Consider the following 17,255-nt stretch of genomic DNA (forward strand, 5'->3'; position numbering starts at 1 on the left):
GGCAAGCCCGTCCCACGTATATAACCAGCAAGGAATACTCAATGTCAGCACCGACCTACACGTTCCTGGGCCCTGAGGGAACGTTCACTGAGACCGCCCTCATGCAGGTCCCCGGCGCCGCTGATGCCTCCCGCATTCCTTGCACCAACGTGAACACGGCGCTCGAGCGGGTGCGCAACGGTGAGGCCGACGCCGCCATGGTTCCCATCGAAAACTCGGTGGAGGGTGGTGTGACTGCGACGCTGGACGCCATTGCCACTGGCCCGGAACTCCGGATCATCCGCGAGGCCCTGGTTCCTATCACCTTCGTGCTCGTGGCGAGGCCCGGCGTCGTGCTTTCGGATATAAAGCGCATCTCCACCCACGGCCACGCGTGGGCTCAGTGCCGCCTCTGGGTGGAGGAAAATATTCCGAACGCGGATTATGTCCCCGGTTCCTCTACCGCGGCATCGGCCATGGGCCTCCTTGAAGGAGATGCCCACTACGACGCCGCTATTTGCGCACCGCTGATTGCGGGGGAGCAGCCTGGGCTCAACGTTCTGGCCGAAAACATTGGCGACAACCCGGACGCAGTCACCCGCTTCATCCTTGTGAGCCGGCCGGGTACCTTGCCCGAACGCACGGGTGCGGACAAGACGACCGTTGTTGTCCCGCTGCCGGAGGACCACCCTGGTGCTCTCATGGAAATCCTTGACCAGTTCGCTTCGCGAGGGGTCAACCTGAGCCGAATCGAGTCACGCCCCACCGGCCAGTACCTTGGCCACTACTTCTTCAGCATCGATGCCGACGGTCATGCGTCGGATTCCCGTGTTGCTGATGCCTTGGCGGGTCTCCACAGAATCAGCCCGGCAACCCGTTTCCTGGGCTCATACGCGCGCGCTGATAAGCAGGCTGCGGTGGTTGCCCCACATACTTCGGACGCTGCCTTTGCCTCCGCTCATGCGTGGGTTCAGTCGATTCTTAAGGGCTAGGCTGCGCTGGCTCCGGCGCTAAATTATTGAACCTTCAACCCCTTTCGCGTTGATGCAAGTGTGCGTATGCTTGCCTGATCCATAAACGATGGATGAATGCCCAAAAAGAAGGGAGCGGTCATGTCTGTCCACCGAGATGACAAAGACGGCCAGGGCATGATCGTCAATCCCAAGCCCTCCGGCGAGAACAAGGACGACTGGGACGGCGACGAAGCTGACCGCGCGGATCGACTCCGTTTTGAAGAAGAACAAGCGATGATCCGTGAGCAGGCCGAGGCCCGGGCTGCAGCGAAGGCGGCGGCCGAAGCAGCCGCAGCAAATGCGGCCCAACCCGAGAAGGGCGCAGTCTAGAGGGTTTCAGCCTTCGGTACCCGCACCAATAGCGAACCCGGCTGGACCTGAACGGTGACCTCCGTGGCCTCGCCCGCAGGGTCGCCGTCGAGTTGCGTCGCCATGGGTTCCTGGCTGCGAATGGTGACCTTGCCGGAGCGATAGAAATTCATCACCGGCAGATTCCGCTTGTGCTTGAACAGGATCTTTGTGTACATGGCGATCCATCCGAACGCACTGCGGGGGCTCATGACGACGATGTCCAGCATGCCGTCGTCGATCATGGCTTCCGGAATGAAATCAATACCTCCCGGAATCAGGCCACAGTTGGCAAAAAGCACGCTGCGGATCTTGCGGGCCTGCTCCGGCTGGTCATCCATTGTGATGGTGACACGCTTGCGGCGCCCGGGCAGATGCCGGACCCCAGCCTCGGTGTAGGCGAGCCAACCCACGGTTTTCTTCAGGTCTTCCTTGGTATCGCCTACAACCTCGGCATCCAGGCCCATGCCGGCGATCACCAGGAACGTATGCGTGGACGATTCCCCGGTAATGCTGTTGTCTATGCCCATGCTGGCCGTGTCGATGAAACGCTGGTGTCCGAAGAGGGCGATCTGGATGCAGTCGGCGATGTCGCTGACGTCCAGTTCAACATTGCGCGCCAAGAGGTTGCCGGTGCCCAGCGGAATGAGGCCCATCGCCACGCCCTTATGCGCCAGCGACTCAGCCACCACACGCACTGTACCGTCGCCGCCGCACGCAAGAACGACGTCGGCCCCGTACTCCAGCGCTTGGCGCGACTGCCCGTAACCGGGGTCCTCCACAGTGGTTTCAAAGAACTTCGGACTGTCCCAACCGGCGAGCTCGCAGGCGTCGATGATCGCTTGGCGGGCCTCGTGCGACTTGTGTTTCACCGGGTTGAGGATGACCGCAACCTTCTGGTGCCCAGGCTCTGGCTTGTGCGTGTCCTCCCGAACCGCGCTCCTGATGTGCCGGGCCCTCAATCGGCGCACACCCCACCAACTGGAGACGGCAAACGCCACGCCCCCAGCGAGAATCACGTACAGGATCCAGTCGCTCATGGTGCTCCAACACTATCGTCCTGGGTAGGGCTGATTTCACGGTGTTCATTCCAGGGCTTGTGCGCCTCGGCGTCCGCACGGGAAATCAGCGGCCCATTCGATACTCTTGTGTGGTGATCGACGTAAAAGACCTCAGCGAAAATCCGGACAAGTTCCGTGCCAGCCAGCGCGCCCGTGGCGCCGACGAGTCTGTTGTGGACGCGATCATCTCCGCAGACTCCGATCGCCGCGCCGCGCTGATCCGCCATGAGACCCTCCGCGCCGAGCAGAACGCCTTCGGCAAGAGGGTTGCTCAGGCAAAGGGCGAGGAGAAGCAGGCCCTGCTGGCCGAGGTCAAGGAACTGGCCAACTCGGTGAAGGCCGCCTCCGCTGAAGCCGCTGCTGCGCAAGCCAAGCAGGAAGAGCTGCTCCGCACCATCCCCAACCTGATCGTGGATGGCGTTCCCGAGGGCGGCGAGGACGATTATGTTGTGGTCAAAACGGTGGGCACGCCGCGCGAATTCACGGATTTCGAGCCGAAGGACCACCTGGAAATCGGCGAACTGATCGGCGCGATCGACATGGAACGCGGCGCCAAGGTCTCGGGCGCGCGCTTCTACTTCCTCCGCGGTGTTGGCGCCAGGCTGGAAATGGCGCTCCTGCAGATGGCCATGGACCAGGCAATCGAGGCCGGGTTCGTCCCGATGATCACCCCCACTCTGGTGCGCCCGGAGACCATGCAGGGCACCGGTTTTGACGTAAAGCACGACGCCGAGATCTACCGTCTCGCTGAAGACGACCTTTACCTCGTGGGAACCTCGGAGGTGGCCCTCGCCGGCTACCACGCAGACGAGATCCTGGACCTCGCGACCGGCCCCATCCGCTACGCAGGCCAAAGCTCCTGCTACCGCCGCGAGGCGGGTTCGCACGGCAAGGACACCCGGGGCATCATCCGTGTTCACCAGTTCAACAAAGTGGAGATGTTCATCTACACCACGGTTGAGGAAGCAGCTGCTGAACACGAGCGCCTGCTCGCCTGGGAAGAGGAAATGCTGGCCAAGTGCGAGCTTCCCTACCGTGTGATCGATACAGCTGCAGGTGACCTCGGCATGTCCGCGGCCCGCAAGTTCGATTGCGAAGCCTGGGTTCCTACCCAGAACGCCTACCGCGAGCTCACGTCCACCTCCAACTGCACCACGTTCCAGGCCCGCCGCCTGAACATCCGCGAACGCGTCATCAACGAGGAAGGCGTTGCCAAGGGCACCCGCGCCGTCGCAACACTGAACGGCACCCTGGCCACCACCCGCTGGATCGTTGCACTGCTGGAGCACCACCAGAACCCGGACGGCTCGGTCAACGTTCCCAAGGCGCTGCAGAAGTACATTGGCGGGCTCGAGGTTCTGCCGGTCCTTTAGTTCGCTCGGCGGAAGACCCCGCCCAACGGACCATTCACCCTCGCGCGCGGCGGTGAATGGTCCGTTGGACGGGGTTTCTTGTCCTAGAAAGTCCGGCTGCTTCGAGCTTTGCAAGCAGCTTCTCCGGCCTGATGGCAGTGGTCCAGTCCCACCGCACTACGTGGAAGCCCATGGCACGGAGTCGGTCCTCGCGTTTCTTCTCCTTGAGCACGGTTTCACGTGCAGTTCCCCCATTGAGGTATTCGTCATTGAGGTACTTTGCATCTCCGTCGACCTCGCCAATAATCTTGAGTTCCCGCCAGTAGAAGTCCGTCCGGGCAACGAATCCCAAGGCGTCATGGAATTCGGCCTGAAGCTCGGGGGCTGGAAAACCAAGTAGATGCATCTGCGCACGGCTCAGGGACTCGCCAGCTGATCCCGAGCGAGCGTCGGCGAAGTCAAGGACTGAGCTGACCCAGAGTCTCTTTGCGGCGGATGCCAGGCTCTCTCCTGCAAGATGCAGGTCTTCAACGCTGGCGGCCGAAGCTCCGAACCTTTTTGGGCTGATGGCGTGATCCGCTAGAACCACCGCCCGTGCGAAGGGAAGCCGGGCCATTACGTCAGCCGCTGTTGAATTAAGGTCCGTGACGGTCAGCCCGTTCAGGTGTACTGGACTCGCTTGATAGGCATGGCGATAGATGCCGTAACTCTTGGTGCGCTCCAGTCCTGTGCTGCCAGACTTCGTGCCTCCGGAGGCCTGAGTAGTCGGTCGCTTGGAACCCGCGTGGCTGGATGACGAATTGGCCAAATGGATGTGCGCCGGGATTCCGACAACCTGCATCCCCCAGAGTACGGCCGCCGTCTCGTAGCAAAAGTGTGCAGAAGGTAGTTCCAGAGCGACTGCCCTGATGGTCGCGGAGTAGCGCTCCCAAGGCTTTAGGGACATCCACCGGCTCTTGTCCATGTAGACTCCCTTGCGCACTCTGACCAGCTCACCCTTCGTAAATCGCCTGCTGAGCGAACGAATATCTCCCGAGTTGGCTCTCTGTTGCGTGGACACCAGGAACTCGGCTGTTTCTTTCATGGAAACAACTTTCGATGGCGGAGGGAGCCGGCGGGTACGACAGGTCCGGTGGAGGGTGTCTGGTGCGGGCGGGGAGTGAGGGGCGGAGTGTTCACGCGGCGTTAATCCGGTGCTGTGTCCTCGGTCCTAGTGCGGTGTCAGAGGTGTCTGCTCTACTGGAACCATGACTATTTTGACTGACACTCCAGTTGCTGGCATCGATGACCAGCCAAATGACAACAACAAACTCATGATCGCATTGGACGTTGACGGCACGCTCGTGGACCACGACGGCCACATGTCTCCCGGGGTTAGGGCGGCTGCACAAGAGGTAGTGGCAAGCGGGCACGACGTCATGATCGCCACCGGCCGGTCGCTGAATGCCACCCTGCCCATCATCGAGCAAATCGGCTTGGAACGTGGTTACGCGGTGTGCTGCAACGGCGGCGTGACGCTTCGACTGGATCCCACCTTGGAGGCCGGCTACGAGATCATCCACAAGGCAACGTTCGATCCCGCTCCGGCTCTGAAGGCCCTGCGCGAACGCCTGCCCAATGCGAAGTACGCGCTGGAGGACGAAGACGGGAACTTCCTCTCCACGGAGCGTTTCCAGGACGCCAGCTTTGGCGTCGAGGCAATCGGCGTGGACTTCCAGACCATGTTGGAGGCAACGGCTGTCCGCGTGGTGGTCTTCAGCAGTGACAACACCTCGGACGACTTCAACCACGCCATCCGCCACATCGGCCTTTCCGGCGTGACGTACTCGGTGGGCTGGACGGCATGGCTGGACATTGCCGCGGAGGGCGTCACCAAGGCCAGCGCGCTTGAGGCCCTGCGCCAGAGGATCGGCACGGAACAGGCCAACACGGTGGCGGTGGGCGATGGCCGCAACGACATCGAGATGCTCACATGGGCAGGCAGGGGAGTGGCGATGGGCCAGGCTCCCGAGGAAGTAATAGCCGTCGCGGATGAGGTCACCGCGTCAGTATTCGACGACGGCGCCGCCCTGGTTCTGCGCAGCGTGCTGTAGCAGCCGGACCCCTTAGTCCACCCGCCCGCGCCAGGCACCGGTTTCGCGGCCGCGGTCCTCGATGAAGTCCTTGAATTTGTCCAGGTCCGCGGCCACCTGCATCTCGTCGGCGGAGAGCGCGGCGCCGGCCTTCTCCACGAATCCTTCAGGCTCCCATTCGAGGGTCACGTTGACGCCGCAGTGCTCGGGTCCGAGGTTGTCGAAGCGGACTGTGCCGGCGTTGCGGGGTGCGTCGATGCTTTCCCACGCAATGACGGTATCCGGAACTTGTTGTGTAATGCGGGCATCATATTCGCGCCGGACTCCGCCGACCTTGGTTGAGAAGTGGAGTGTTGAATCGTTGATCTGGCGGACGTTTTCCACGCCGCTCATGAACTCGGGAAACTTTTCGAACTGGGTCCACTGGTTGTAGGCGACCGAAACCGGTACCTCTACCTCGATGGCTTTCGTGACGGTTTGCATGAGAGACACCTCGATTTGGATTGTTGTGGTTTAGGTGAGGGGTTTAAGTGAAATGGGTCTGGACGGGGCCGCCACCGGCTGAGTCAACGATTGCCTGCGCAACATCCCGGAGCTTGACGTTCCGGTTGCTTGAGGCCTTTTTGATCAGCTCTACGGCTTCAGCCTGGCTGCATCTGTTTTGGGCGATGATGATGCCCGTGGCGACGTCGATGACCGTCCGGGAGGCCATGGCTGCGCGAAGGTTGGCGGCTGTCTGGCTATGTTGCGCAATGAGCACTGCCAGCTGAATGCCCTTGGATGCCTGCTGCACATAATCGCTGGCCCTCTGGACGGCGACCTGGTCAAAGCCGTTGGGGCGTTCGGAGTAGAGGTTCAAGCCTGCCCGTGCGGTGTCATCCGTGAGCGGGAAAGGCACAGCGAGGACGGAATGAACACCATTCGCTAGAGCCAGATCGTTGTACTCAGGCCACGTGTTGTCTTTTTCAAAGTCCGGAATATGCACTTGGGTGCCTACCCGGCAGCAATGGATGCAGGGACCGTCTGCGAACTGATACTGGAGTTCGTCCAGCATCTGCGCGCGCTCGCTGCTGCTGGCCACGGTGGCCGTCGCCCTATGCCGAAGCATGGTGATTCCGCAAAAGACTTCATTGTCAGGTTTGGTGAACATCGCCGCTGAGTGGCGTGCAAGCTCGGTCAGGAAGGCCTCCACGTCGGGTGTATCCAGAAGCAGGTCCTGGATCTCCGCTGCTACAAGATGCGGTTCGGTGAGTTGTTGGTCTTCCACGTGGATCTCCGATCCCTGGATGCGGCTACCCTTCGAGCCTAGTCCTGAATACCCGTTGAAAGCTAATAGTAAGTGTGCTTCTCTTTTTAAGGAGTCTTGCCGTGGGCTCACTCACTCCGAGCAGGTCTAAGGATTGAAGCCACATGCGACAAACCCGACCACACGACGTCCAAACCCGGCCTCCTGCGCCGGAGAGCACCATCCGTCAAAGCTTCCAGGACGGCTTGGTTTTGGACCATCTCAATCTCGCAAAGTCCATTGCCGCCAGGTATTCCGCCCACACGCACGACATCGACGACGTCCGGCAAGTTGCGTACATGGGCCTAATAAAGGCGGCCCGGGGATTCGATGAAACCAAGGGTGTCAGCTTCCCCGCCTACGCCGCCCCGACCATTGCGGGCGAGGTCAAAAGGTATCTCCGCGATCACTGCTGGGTAGTGCGGCCACCGAGGCCCATCCAGGATGTGCGGCGCCAAGTCCTCGCCAGGACGGAGGAACTGACCCAAGCCCTCCAGAGGACCCCAACACCGGAAGAAGTGGCGGCGGACCTTCGACTGGAGCCCTGCCAAGTCAGGGAAGCGTTGATGGCCGGCACCAGCAAGCGGCCGGATTCCCTCGACGCCCCTGCTGCAGAGGGCCGCGACGGACTGCAAGGATGCCTTTCCGCTTTCGGATGCCCTACGGATCGGCTGGAGGACGTGCTCGCCCTGCGCAATGCCATCCGGGACCTGAGCGCTGAGGACAGGCACCTTCTTTATCGCCGGTACTACCGGGAGGAAACGCAGTCCACCATCGCGGAGGCTCTGGGCATGTCCCAAATGCAGGTCTCGCGGCGGCTTTCCAAGATCCTGGTGTCCCTGCAGACACAGTTACTGGATGAGGAAGCGCATCTCGAAGATGGAACTGCGCCGTAGGAACAGCGACCTAATAAACACAATAAGCAAACAGCAGCCAGCAGGACTCAGCAGCCCAACCCGTCCACGGCATCCAACACGTCACGGACGGTCACGGCAAGGAGCGCGGGATCGGGATCGGCGGCGAAAACGTCACCGCGGCGGAGTTCGACGGCGGTAAGCACCACGTGGGGTCCAGGCGGCGGACCCCATTCTTCGGCAGGAGCGGGGCCGAACAGGACCACGGAGGGCCGGGCATAGGCAGACGCCAGGTGGGCGGCGCCGGTGTCCGCGGAAACGACGAGCCGAGCATCCGCAATGGTTGCTGCGAACTCTGCGAGGCCCTGCCGCCCAGCCAGGACGCCGCCGTCGAGATTTGCTCCTTTGAGGTTTGCCAAGGCAGCAGTCTCCACTGCCCGCTCGCGCTCGGACGTGCCCCCGGTCAGCACGATATCGTGCCCTGCCCGGGAGAGTTCGACGGCAACTTCGGCGAATCGCTCGATCGGCCAGAGCCTGCTGCCGTAGGCGGCACCCACATGGATAACGGTTGCGCCGGGCCGGGGTGACGGAATGTTTGGTTTGTTGAGTCGGTAGTCCAGCGGATCGGCGTCGATGCCGTACCAGTTGAGGAGCCTGGCCCAGCGCTCGCGCTCAGGGATTCCGGTTGTCCAAACCGGTCCGTCGAGGCCGGGAGTTTGGTAGGCGAGCACCCGCTTCGCGCGAAGTTCGTTGATTCGTTGGCGGCTTTCGGGTCCGTTCCCGTGCAGGTTGACGGCGACGTCCACGACGCCTGGGGGGATGCTCAGTGGATCATCGAGGCCCGGCGTGGGCAGGTGGTCGATGCCGCCCACCAGTTCCAGGGCCTCCGAAATCCAGGCCGGCGCCGCATACAAAATGCGGTGCTCGGGGTACGCCCGGCGCAGGCCGCGAAGCGCCGGAACGGCAACCAGGAGGTCCCCGAGTTTCAGGGCGCGCAGGGCGAGCAGCAGGGGTTGTCCGTTCTTTTCGGCTGTGTCCATGGTGACCTCCCGCTAGGAGTCTAACGGCCAAGGCCAGCGCCGGCGCCGCAGGGAAACTTCTCGCCGCCACGCTGTTTAGTGTCGGGAGAACTGGGGAACGTTGCGGGTATGGGAGGAACTGGAACGTTGAAAGCGGTCCTGTTTGACCGCGATGGAACGCTCGTCGTTGACGTGCCATATAACGGTGACCCGCAACTGGTGCGGCCCATGGAAAGTGCCCATTTGGCGCTGGCGCGCGTACGCCGGGCGGGACTGGCAACAGGCGTGCTGAGCAACCAGTCGGGCATTGCCCGTGGCTTGCTGACCTTTGATCAGGTCCTCGCCGTGAACCAGCGGGTGGATGAGCTCCTGGGCCCGTTCGATGTGTGGGAAATCTGTCCGCACGGGCAAGCTGATGGTTGTACCTGCCGTAAGCCTGCGCCGGGAATGATTCTCGCCGCCTGCAGCACACTGGGGCTGCACCCGTCCCAGGTTGCCTTTGTTGGGGACATCGGCGCCGACGTGGAAGCAGCGACGGCGGCCGGCTCGCAGGCAGTACTCGTGCCCACTCACGTGACCCGGGCCGACGAAATTGAGGCGGCAGGGGTGGTCGCGGAGAACCTGTTGACCGCCGTCGAGCTGTTGCTTGATGCCGCGACAACCGGGACAACCGCAACAACCGGGACAACCGCAACAACCGCGACAGGAGGGGCATCGCCGAAACCCGACGCCAGGCAGGACGCACCTGTATGAGCCGCGTCCTGGTAGCCCGACTGGACAGCATGGGCGATGTTCTCCTTGCTGGACCCGCCCTCCGTGCCGTGGCGAACGGAAGCAGGCCGGACGGCAGCCGACGCAACGACGTCGTCCTCCTCTGCGGGCCCGAGGGCGCCGGCGCTGCGGAGATGCTCCCCGGAGTCACCCAGGTCCACACGTGGCCGTGCCCATGGATCGTCAATCCGGGGCCAGCCGTGACGGCTGAGCTGACCAATGGCCTGATTGAGTTCGTGCGCAGCTCCAGGATTGAGGAAGCTGTGATCCTCACGTCCTTCCACCAGTCCCCGCTTCCGTTGGCACTGCTGCTGCGGCTGGCAGGCGTCAAGCGCATCACGGGCGCCTCCACTGACTACGCCGGCTCCCTCCTGGACGTCCGGTTGAAACCGGGCGAAGACTTTCCCGAGGACCAACCTGAAGTGGTGCGTGCTCTGGGGATTGCGCAGGCAGCGGGCTTCCAGCTTCCCCGCGGCGACGACGGCAAGCTGCACATCAATCCGCTGGACGAACCCGAGGAACTGGTGGACGAACTCACCCAAAAGGGCCCGTACATCGTGGTCCACCCGGGGTCAGCGGCTCCCGCGAGGGCGTGGCCTGCACTCCACCACGCAGCTACCGTGGAACTCCTTGAAGCGTATGGGCACCGCGTGGTGGTCACGGGAGGGCCTGGCGAAACGTCGCTGACGGCAACCGTTGCAGGACCCTCGGCACACAATCTCGGCGGCCGGACCGACTTGCGCACGCTGGCAAAGGTACTCGCGGGGGCGGCCGTCGTGGTCACCGGCAACACGGGGCCCGCCCATCTGGCCGCAGCGGTGGGCACGCCGGTGGTGTGCCTGTTCTCCCCTGTGGTTCCAGCTATTCGTTGGGCGCCCTACGGCGTTCCGATGGAACTGCTTGGGGATCAGGAAGCAGCCTGCAGGAACACGCGGGCACGCATATGCCCGGTACCGGGTCACCCGTGCCTGAGCTCAGTTACCCCTGAACAAGTCCTGGAGGCGGTGGAACGGCTGTTGGGGGGAGTCTCCTCCCTCAGCACCCGAAGAAAGGTGTGGAAACCATGAGGATTCTGGTCTGGCACATCCACGGAGGATGGATGGAGGCGTTCGTCAGGGGCCCGCACGAATACCTCCTTCCTGTCGAGCCCGACGGCGGTGCGTGGGGTTTGGGGCGAGGCGGCCGTGAGTGGCCGGTCGCCGCGCAGGAGATTGACCTTGACACCCTTGATCCGGACAGCGTGGACGCGGTGGTCCTGCAGCGTCCGGAGGAGATCGCCGCCGTTGCCCGGAAGCTTGGTCGCAGGCCCGGTGTTGACCTGCCTGCCGTCTACCTTGAACACAACACACCCAAAGGCGACGTCCCGTTCACTCTCCATCCACTGGCCGATCAGCACACTATCCCCGTGGTTCATGTGACGCACTTCAACCAACTCTTCTGGGACACCGGATCCACGCCAACAGTTGTGATCGAGCACGGCATCCCCGATCCCGGCCGGCTTTATACCGGTGAACGCGAAGAGATGGGGGTGGTGGTCAACGAACCCGTCCGTCGCGGCCGGGTGACGGGCACCGATCTCCTCCCTGGCTTCGCCGGGGTAGGGCCCTTGAGGGTGTTCGGAATGGGGACGGAAGCCTTGGCGGAAGCGCTGAACCTGAAGGGGTTCGGCTTGAGCGAGGAGCGCCTGCGGATTTCCGGGGACGTACCGGCGCCCAGGCTGCATCAGGAACTCGCCCGCTGCCGGCTCTACCTGCATCCCCTCCGTTGGACGTCCCTCGGGTTGGCCTTGCTCGAAGCCATGCACCTGGGAATGCCTGTCCTGGCGCTGGCAACCACGGAAGCGACGCGCGCTATCCCGCCGGGAGCCGGTCTTGTTTCGAACAACGTGGACGAACTCCAACGGTTTGCGCGGTGCCTGCTGGACGAGCCCGGTGACGCCTACGCGATGGGGATGGTGGCCCGGGCTGCAGCCTTGGAACGCTATGGGCTCGGGAAATTTCATCATGCCTGGGACGAACTCCTGGCCGATCTCCCCACGGCCCGCCCCTCGCCCGCAGAAACCCGTCGTCCTGAAAAGCAGATCACTGAAAAGCAGATTCCCGAAAAGCAGGTCCCAAACAAACAGCCCCCCGACACGGAACGCCGCCCGCAACCCGGTTCGGAGTCCGTCAGCCATGACACAGAGAGGACGTACCCATGAAAATCTCCATGGTTTCCGAACACGCCAGTCCCTTGGCCGCCCTGGGAGGTGTGGACGCCGGGGGGCAAAACGTCCACGTGGCGGCCCTTTCATCAAGCCTTGCCAGCCGTGGCCACCAGGTCACCGTCTACACGCGGCGGGATGACCCGGATCTTCCTGCAAAGGTGCAGGTTGCGCAGGGACTCACCGTGGTACACGTTGACGCCGGCCCGGCCCGCCACATCCCCAAGGACGAGCTGCTTCCTTTCATGGGTGAGCTCGCCGATGGCATTTGCCGCGACTGGGCGGGATCGGTCCCGGACGTTGTCCACGCCCATTTCTGGATGTCCGGGCTGGCCGCGATCCAAGCTTCCAGGCGGGCCGGTGCCGCCGAGCCCATTGCTGTGGTCCAGACCTTCCACGCACTGGGTTCGGTCAAGCGCAGGCACCAGGGTTCAGCGGACACCAGCCCACCCGCACGTGCATGGCTGGAACCGTGGGTAGGGCGCACCGCGGACTGGGTGATCGCCACCTGCCCTGACGAGGTCTTTGAGCTCAAAGCGCTGGGCATTGGCCGGTCAAGGATTTCCATCGCACCGTGCGGGGTGGATCTCAACCTCTTCCCGGGCACGGGAGAACCAGAAATTAAGTCCCGCACGCACCGCATCCTGAGTGTGGGCCGCCTGGTCCCCAGGAAGGGCGTGGATCTGGTGATCCAGGCACTGCCCCTCCTGGCTGAGGCCGGTTTCGACGACGTCGAGCTCCTCATAGTCGGAGGCTCCGGCGACGCGCTGAACCTCGAAGAGGATCCGGAAGCCCAAAGGCTTCGCGCCTTGACCAAGGAACTTGGAGTGGAGGACAAGGTCACCATGCGCGGACAGGTCCCGCGCGACGCAATGCCCGGAATTTTCCGCAGCGCTGACGCCGTGGTCTGTGCGCCGTGGTACGAACCGTTCGGCATCGTTCCCCTTGAAGCCATGGCCTGCGGAGTGCCCGTGGTGGCCGCGGCCGTCGGCGGACTCCGGGAGACCGTGGTTGACCAGAAAACCGGACTGCACGTACCGCCGCGGGACCCGGAAGCAATCGCCGACGCCGTGGGGCGGCTCCTCGCGGACCCCGCCCTGCGTGCCGAAATGGGCCGGGCGGGAAACCGCCGCGCCCGCTCACGCTACTCCTGGGACCGCATCGCCGCAGACACCGAGAAAGCGTACCGGTCCGTCTTGGCAGCAGGCCTTCCCCGGCAAGCCGGGGAAGGCCTGGAATCACTGGAAGGAACAGCGCTGTGACCACAGAATCGACAGTTCCCAAGAGAATCACGCCCAACATGCAGCCCGTCCCGGATACCGTGCCCGCGGGCTGGAGCGGGTCAACAAGGTCAACAAAAATCCGCGAACCACAGATCGCACCAGAGGTCACCGCACACCTGGACAACGTACTGCCGGCGCTGGAGTCCCTGCGCTCGCAGGCAGCCCGCCTCTCGGCGTGGGGAACGGAACTCGCCCACCGGCTCCTGTCCGGACAACGGCTGCTGGCCGCCGGCAACGGGGGATCGGCTGCCGAAGCCCAGCACCTCACCGCCGAACTCGTGGGCAGGTTCGACGCCGAACGCGCACCCTTCTCCGCGATTTCCCTGCACGCCGAAACCTCCGCCCTCACGGCACTGTCAAACGACTACGGCTACGAGGAAGTCTTCGCCCGCCAGGTCAGGGCACACGGCCGGGCAGGGGACGTCCTCATCCTGCTCTCGACCAGCGGACGCAGCCCCAACCTCCTCAACGCGGTCAGAGCGGCAAAGGAACGCGGCGTCACTACGTGGGCGCTGACGGGCGCGGGCCCCAACCCGCTGGCCGACGCCTGCGAACAAGCCATCACAGTGGATGCCATCGCAGCCAACGCCCAGGAAGGCCACCTCATTGCCGTCCACGCTGTATGCCGCGCCTTCGACGCGGAGGTCGCGCGTCGGACCGGGCCTCGCCTGGCCGAGGACGGAGCCCAGCCATGAAAGTGACAGTGGTAGGTGACGTCCTCCTGGACGTGGACATCAGCGGCACCGCCACGCGGCTCAGCCCCGACGCGCCCGTACCCGTCGTGGACGTCGCCCATATCCGGCGTCGGGCCGGCGGGGCGGGTCTCGTGGCTACCCTTCTTGCGCGGGATGGTCACGACGTCGCCCTGGTCACCGCGGTATCGGACGACGACGGCGCCAGCCACCTCAGGCGCGCCCTGACCGGTGTCGCCATACTCACCGGAGCCCCGCTCGCCCCAACGCCCACCAAGACCCGCGTGCGTATTGGAACCCACCCCATGGTCCGGTTCGACGAAGGATGCGCGCCTGCCCCTTCCCCGTCATGCACCGGGGAGATGCTCGCAGCCATTGCCTCCGCGGAAGCGGTTATCGTGGCCGACTACGGCCGCGGAATCACGGCGAACCCCGACATCCGCACTGCGCTTGCCGACGCTGCCCGCCACGTCCCGGTGGTGTGGGATCCGCACCCTGCCGGTTCCGAGCCTGTGCCGGGTATCGCCGTCGTGACCCCCAACCTCGCAGAGGCCCGGGCCGCTGCGAAAGCGGGCGCCGCTGCGAAGGCGGGCGGACTGGATCCGTCCACGTCCGGTGCGGAGGACGCAGGGAAACATTTGCTGGATCGCTGGCGCAGCAACGCCGTCGTGGTCACCACCGGCGAAGACGGTGCAGTCTTGGTGGAGGCTGCGGGGCCGGGCAAGATCATCCCCGCTCCAAAGACAGTCGTGGACGATCCTTGCGGTGCCGGAGATCGCTTGGCTGGGAGCCTTGCCGTGTATTTGGGGCTGGGGCTCGAGCTGTCTGGTGCTGCGGCCAGGGCTGTTGAGGATGCTTCCGCGTTTCTCGCGAAGGGCGGAGCTTCCTCCCTGGCCATGGAGACGAGCACCCCCGGCACAGGAGGGATCAGCCAGCCTGTCAGGGCAAAGGCGAGTCCCGTCGTCGAGCTTTTTGGCCGCTTTCCGGGCCTGGAACGCGGAATCCAACTTGCGCGAACAGTCCGCGCGAATGGCGGGACTGTTGTGGCGACCGGCGGCTGCTTCGACCTCCTCCATGCTGGTCACGCGAGGACGTTGGCCGCGGCGCGCAGCATGGGTGATTGCCTCATCGTTTGCCTGAATTCCGATGATTCCGTACGGCGGCTCAAGGGCCCGCACCAGCCGATCGTCAGCATGGAGGACCGGGCAGAGCTTTTGCTCGCGTTGTCCTGCGTTGATGCCGTGGTGGTCTTCGATGAGGACACCCCCGAGGCCTGCCTGAACCAACTCAGGCCCGATATTTGGGTCAAGGGCGGGGATTACGAACCCCATGAATTGCCGGAAGCCAGCCTCGTGGCTGCGTGGGGAGGGCGTTGCGTGACCGTGCCCTTCCATCCGGCCCGCTCCACCAGCGGCCTGGCTGAAGCGTTGGCCAAAGTCAGCTGACCGTAACTGCCAACAAAGAATCGACCACCGAAAGGAACCGTATGAACACGCAAACTCCCGGCCGCGTCATCGTCACCGGAGGCGGCTCCGGCCTCGGCGCTGCAATCGTCGATGCCATCCGCGACGCCGGAGGCACTCCCTTCGTCTTCGACCGCAATATCAGTAACGTGTCCGGCGCGAAAGCCCTTGAAGTCGACGTCTCCAACCGTGAATCAGTTGAAGCTGCCGTGAAGGAGGCAGCCGAAAGCCTCGGCGGCCTGGATGGGGTGGTGACCGCCGCGGGCATCGACCGCTGTGGCAAACTGGCCGACGTCCCCGCAGCCGAGTGGGAAAAGGTGATTGGAGTGAACCTCCTGGGCACTGTTTCCGTGGTCCGTGCGGCGTTGCCCTACTTGAAGGAATCCCGGGGCCGGGCGATCACCATCGCCTCAACCCTGGGCTTGCGGGCACTGCCGGACGCCACGGCGTACTGCGCCTCCAAGTTCGGCGTCATCGGATTCAGCCGGGCACTGGCCGCCGAAACCGGGGGAGTCATTGGTGTCACCACCATCATTCCGGGAGGCATGAAGACACACTTCTTTGATGACCGCGACGAACAATACAAGCCGCAGGACGACTCCAAGCTCAACGATCCTGCGAATGTGGCGCAAGCTGTGGTGTTCGCGTTGTCGCAGCCGTTTGGCAGCGAGGTCCGCGAGCTCCTTATTTGCCCCGCAGAAGAAGGCTCGTGGCCATAAGGTCACGCACGTCCTGAACAACGTCGGCCACGGCGATACCCCGAATCAGGGTGTCGTCGTGGCCGCAGTGCTGTGCAGACCAGCCCACCTGCGTGACGTCGGCTCCGCACCGGGGGCACTGGGTCACCCATGACATGTGGATACGGTGCAGGCTCCGGCCTCGGGGCCCTGCGTTGAAGACGTTCCCTACCCAGAAGATCCCCACGGTTGGTGTTCCAAGGGCTTGCGCCAAATGCCGGGGACCGCTGTCGCTGGCAAGCATTACGGTGGCCGCTTCCAAGAGCGCCGCGAGTTCGCCGATCTCCAGTTCGCCGGCAACTGAGCGCACGGCATCTTTGTCCCCGGCTGTCAGTTGCCTTGCCGCGAGTTCTGCCACTTCCTGGCCCAGCGCTTTTTCGGAGCGGTCACCCACCACCAACACCTGCGCACCTTCCTGCGCGATGGTCGCCGCAGCTTCAGCAAAGTACGACGCCGGCCAACGCCGCCGCGGATCGGTGGCACCTGGGTGGACCACGAGGAGGGGACCCCGGTGGGGGTTGAGCAGGCTTTGCACGCTTTGTTGGTGTTCGGGCAGGGGCCGTAAGGGTGGAGAAATGATGGTTGGCACGCCGGCCAGCCCCGCTACCTCGAGCCATCGGTCAGGCTCGTTTTGGTAGTAGATGTAATCGAGATTCCGCTCCAGGGGCTCGGCGTCCTTGGTTCGGGTGCCCACGGTGTGCCGTGCCCCCAGACGGAGCAGGAAAGGGTTGGAGTACCGGCCGCCGCCATGCATTTGCAGCGCGAGGTCGAACCTGCGGGCGCGCATGGCTGAGAAGAATTCCTCCTGGGCAAGTCTGTCTTCAGCGTCGTCTTTTTGATCGCCGTCCCTATGGCCGCCATCGCGTACGCCCTTGGCAAAGGGGAGAATTTCGACGTCGTCAATGGGCCCATCCGTTCCAGCCGCCAAGGCCGCGTGGATCGGCGTGCCCAGGAGCGTGATCGCGGCCTCAGGATAGGCCGCTTTCAGGGCATAGAGCGCGGGGTATAGGTAGATCACATCGCCCAGGCCGCCACCCCTGAGAACCGCGATCCGTTCCACGTTCGGGAACTTCTCCAGCACCGGGCCAACGCCTGAATTCGGTTGAACGACCATCTGGACTCC

At 63.7% G+C, this 17,255-nt stretch carries 18 protein-coding genes; 12 read left to right on the forward strand and 6 right to left on the reverse strand.

Annotated features, from left to right (window positions below; all coding sequences use genetic code 11):
* Positions 1-41: 41 nt before the first annotated feature.
* Complete coding sequence (gene pheA, locus AC1DD7_RS06425) at positions 42-971, forward strand: prephenate dehydratase (RefSeq protein ID WP_477514280.1); 930 nt, start codon at positions 42-44, stop codon at positions 969-971.
* A gap of 120 nt (positions 972-1,091) precedes the next feature.
* Positions 1,092-1,322, forward strand: coding sequence for a hypothetical protein (locus AC1DD7_RS06430; RefSeq protein WP_216924263.1), 231 nt, complete (start codon positions 1,092-1,094; stop codon positions 1,320-1,322).
* Here the strand turns inward: AC1DD7_RS06430 and AC1DD7_RS06435 are convergent.
* Positions 1,319-2,380 carry a diacylglycerol/lipid kinase family protein gene (locus AC1DD7_RS06435; RefSeq protein WP_431117419.1) on the reverse strand — a complete coding sequence of 354 codons (1,062 nt, stop codon included), beginning with the start codon at positions 2,378-2,380 and terminating at the stop codon, positions 1,319-1,321. The genes AC1DD7_RS06430 and AC1DD7_RS06435 overlap by 4 nt on opposite strands.
* A gap of 113 nt (positions 2,381-2,493) precedes the next feature.
* On the opposite strand from AC1DD7_RS06435, the gene serS reads away from it, so the two are divergent.
* Positions 2,494-3,774: a serine--tRNA ligase gene (gene serS, locus AC1DD7_RS06440; RefSeq protein WP_477514281.1), complete on the forward strand. Its 1,281-nt coding sequence runs from the start codon at positions 2,494-2,496 to the stop codon at positions 3,772-3,774.
* A gap of 34 nt (positions 3,775-3,808) precedes the next feature.
* Here the strand turns inward: serS and AC1DD7_RS06445 are convergent, their stop codons facing one another.
* On the reverse strand, positions 3,809-4,837 hold the full coding sequence (locus AC1DD7_RS06445) for a hypothetical protein (protein ID WP_477514282.1): 1,029 nt from the start codon (positions 4,835-4,837) through the stop codon (positions 3,809-3,811).
* Positions 4,838-5,000: 163 nt separating this feature from the next.
* On the opposite strand from AC1DD7_RS06445, the gene AC1DD7_RS06450 reads away from it, so the two are divergent.
* Complete coding sequence (locus tag AC1DD7_RS06450; protein ID WP_477514283.1) at positions 5,001-5,846, forward strand: HAD family hydrolase; 846 nt, start codon at positions 5,001-5,003, stop codon at positions 5,844-5,846.
* A gap of 12 nt (positions 5,847-5,858) precedes the next feature.
* Here the strand turns inward: AC1DD7_RS06450 and AC1DD7_RS06455 are convergent, their stop codons facing one another.
* A complete protein-coding gene (locus tag AC1DD7_RS06455; RefSeq protein ID WP_442005177.1) occupies positions 5,859-6,308 on the reverse strand; it encodes an SRPBCC family protein in 450 nt (149 codons plus the stop codon).
* Positions 6,309-6,351: 43 nt separating this feature from the next.
* A complete protein-coding gene (locus tag AC1DD7_RS06460) occupies positions 6,352-7,092 on the reverse strand; it encodes an ANTAR domain-containing protein (RefSeq protein WP_477514284.1) in 741 nt (246 codons plus the stop codon).
* Between the two features lie 143 nt (positions 7,093-7,235).
* Here AC1DD7_RS06460 and AC1DD7_RS06465 point away from each other — a divergent pair, with 143 nt between their 5' ends.
* Entirely contained in the window at positions 7,236-8,006 is a 771-nt protein-coding gene (locus AC1DD7_RS06465; protein WP_477514285.1) for a sigma-70 family RNA polymerase sigma factor, read from the forward strand.
* Positions 8,007-8,053: 47 nt separating this feature from the next.
* Here AC1DD7_RS06465 and AC1DD7_RS06470 read toward each other — a convergent pair whose 3' ends face one another.
* Positions 8,054-9,004 carry a glycosyltransferase family 9 protein gene (locus AC1DD7_RS06470; protein WP_442005174.1) on the reverse strand — a complete coding sequence of 317 codons (951 nt, stop codon included), beginning with the start codon at positions 9,002-9,004 and terminating at the stop codon, positions 8,054-8,056.
* A 108-nt stretch (positions 9,005-9,112) separates the two neighbouring features.
* Between AC1DD7_RS06470 and AC1DD7_RS06475 the strand changes: the two genes are divergently transcribed.
* The 7 genes from AC1DD7_RS06475 to AC1DD7_RS06505 are packed head-to-tail and all read left to right on the forward strand — an operon-like array spanning position 9,113 to position 16,114.
* A complete protein-coding gene (locus AC1DD7_RS06475; RefSeq protein WP_477514286.1) occupies positions 9,113-9,736 on the forward strand; it encodes a D-glycero-alpha-D-manno-heptose-1,7-bisphosphate 7-phosphatase in 624 nt (207 codons plus the stop codon).
* Positions 9,733-10,821 carry a glycosyltransferase family 9 protein gene (locus AC1DD7_RS06480; RefSeq protein ID WP_477514287.1) on the forward strand — a complete coding sequence of 363 codons (1,089 nt, stop codon included), beginning with the start codon at positions 9,733-9,735 and terminating at the stop codon, positions 10,819-10,821. The genes AC1DD7_RS06475 and AC1DD7_RS06480 overlap by 4 nt, the downstream gene beginning before the upstream one ends.
* A complete protein-coding gene (locus tag AC1DD7_RS06485; protein WP_477514288.1) occupies positions 10,818-11,954 on the forward strand; it encodes a glycosyltransferase in 1,137 nt (378 codons plus the stop codon). Before AC1DD7_RS06480 ends, AC1DD7_RS06485 begins: the two co-directional genes overlap by 4 nt.
* Positions 11,951-13,219, forward strand: a complete 1,269-nt coding sequence (locus tag AC1DD7_RS06490) for a glycosyltransferase (protein ID WP_477514289.1) — start codon at positions 11,951-11,953, stop codon at positions 13,217-13,219. Before AC1DD7_RS06485 ends, AC1DD7_RS06490 begins: the two co-directional genes overlap by 4 nt.
* Positions 13,216-13,935 carry a D-sedoheptulose-7-phosphate isomerase gene (locus AC1DD7_RS06495; protein ID WP_477514290.1) on the forward strand — a complete coding sequence of 240 codons (720 nt, stop codon included), beginning with the start codon at positions 13,216-13,218 and terminating at the stop codon, positions 13,933-13,935. Before AC1DD7_RS06490 ends, AC1DD7_RS06495 begins: the two co-directional genes overlap by 4 nt.
* On the forward strand, positions 13,932-15,377 hold the full coding sequence (locus AC1DD7_RS06500) for a PfkB family carbohydrate kinase (protein WP_477514291.1): 1,446 nt from the start codon (positions 13,932-13,934) through the stop codon (positions 15,375-15,377). The genes AC1DD7_RS06495 and AC1DD7_RS06500 overlap by 4 nt, the downstream gene beginning before the upstream one ends.
* Before the next feature lie 41 nt (positions 15,378-15,418).
* Entirely contained in the window at positions 15,419-16,114 is a 696-nt protein-coding gene (locus AC1DD7_RS06505) for an SDR family oxidoreductase (protein ID WP_223947500.1), read from the forward strand.
* Here AC1DD7_RS06505 and AC1DD7_RS06510 read toward each other — a convergent pair.
* Positions 16,080-17,246: a glycosyltransferase family 9 protein gene (locus tag AC1DD7_RS06510; protein WP_477514292.1), complete on the reverse strand. Its 1,167-nt coding sequence runs from the start codon at positions 17,244-17,246 to the stop codon at positions 16,080-16,082. The two genes, AC1DD7_RS06505 and AC1DD7_RS06510, sit on opposite strands and share 35 nt — an antisense overlap.
* Between the last annotated feature and the right edge of the window lie 9 nt (positions 17,247-17,255).

It is taken from the genome of Paenarthrobacter sp. 10L412 (genome assembly GCF_056395565.1).

Bases quoted from the DNA above. Each gene is read 5' to 3' on its own strand.
- AC1DD7_RS06490 (WP_477514289.1), top strand. From the start codon at position 11,951: ATGAAAATCTCCATGGTTTCCGAACACGCCAGTCCCTTGGCCGCCCTG.
- AC1DD7_RS06465 (WP_477514285.1), top strand. From the start codon at position 7,236: ATGCGACAAACCCGACCACACGACGTCCAAACCCGGCCTCCTGCGCCG.
- pheA (WP_477514280.1), top strand. From the start codon at position 42: ATGTCAGCACCGACCTACACGTTCCTGGGCCCTGAGGGAACGTTCACT.
- AC1DD7_RS06435 (WP_431117419.1), bottom strand. From the start codon at position 2,380: ATGAGCGACTGGATCCTGTACGTGATTCTCGCTGGGGGCGTGGCGTTT.
- AC1DD7_RS06480 (WP_477514287.1), top strand. From the start codon at position 9,733: ATGAGCCGCGTCCTGGTAGCCCGACTGGACAGCATGGGCGATGTTCTC.
- AC1DD7_RS06485 (WP_477514288.1), top strand. From the start codon at position 10,818: ATGAGGATTCTGGTCTGGCACATCCACGGAGGATGGATGGAGGCGTTC.
- AC1DD7_RS06500 (WP_477514291.1), top strand. From the start codon at position 13,932: ATGAAAGTGACAGTGGTAGGTGACGTCCTCCTGGACGTGGACATCAGC.
- AC1DD7_RS06430 (WP_216924263.1), top strand. From the start codon at position 1,092: ATGTCTGTCCACCGAGATGACAAAGACGGCCAGGGCATGATCGTCAAT.
- AC1DD7_RS06455 (WP_442005177.1), bottom strand. From the start codon at position 6,308: ATGCAAACCGTCACGAAAGCCATCGAGGTAGAGGTACCGGTTTCGGTC.
- AC1DD7_RS06445 (WP_477514282.1), bottom strand. From the start codon at position 4,837: ATGAAAGAAACAGCCGAGTTCCTGGTGTCCACGCAACAGAGAGCCAAC.
- AC1DD7_RS06510 (WP_477514292.1), bottom strand. From the start codon at position 17,246: ATGGTCGTTCAACCGAATTCAGGCGTTGGCCCGGTGCTGGAGAAGTTC.
- AC1DD7_RS06450 (WP_477514283.1), top strand. From the start codon at position 5,001: ATGACTATTTTGACTGACACTCCAGTTGCTGGCATCGATGACCAGCCA.
- AC1DD7_RS06505 (WP_223947500.1), top strand. From the start codon at position 15,419: ATGAACACGCAAACTCCCGGCCGCGTCATCGTCACCGGAGGCGGCTCC.
- AC1DD7_RS06470 (WP_442005174.1), bottom strand. From the start codon at position 9,004: ATGGACACAGCCGAAAAGAACGGACAACCCCTGCTGCTCGCCCTGCGC.
- AC1DD7_RS06475 (WP_477514286.1), top strand. From the start codon at position 9,113: ATGGGAGGAACTGGAACGTTGAAAGCGGTCCTGTTTGACCGCGATGGA.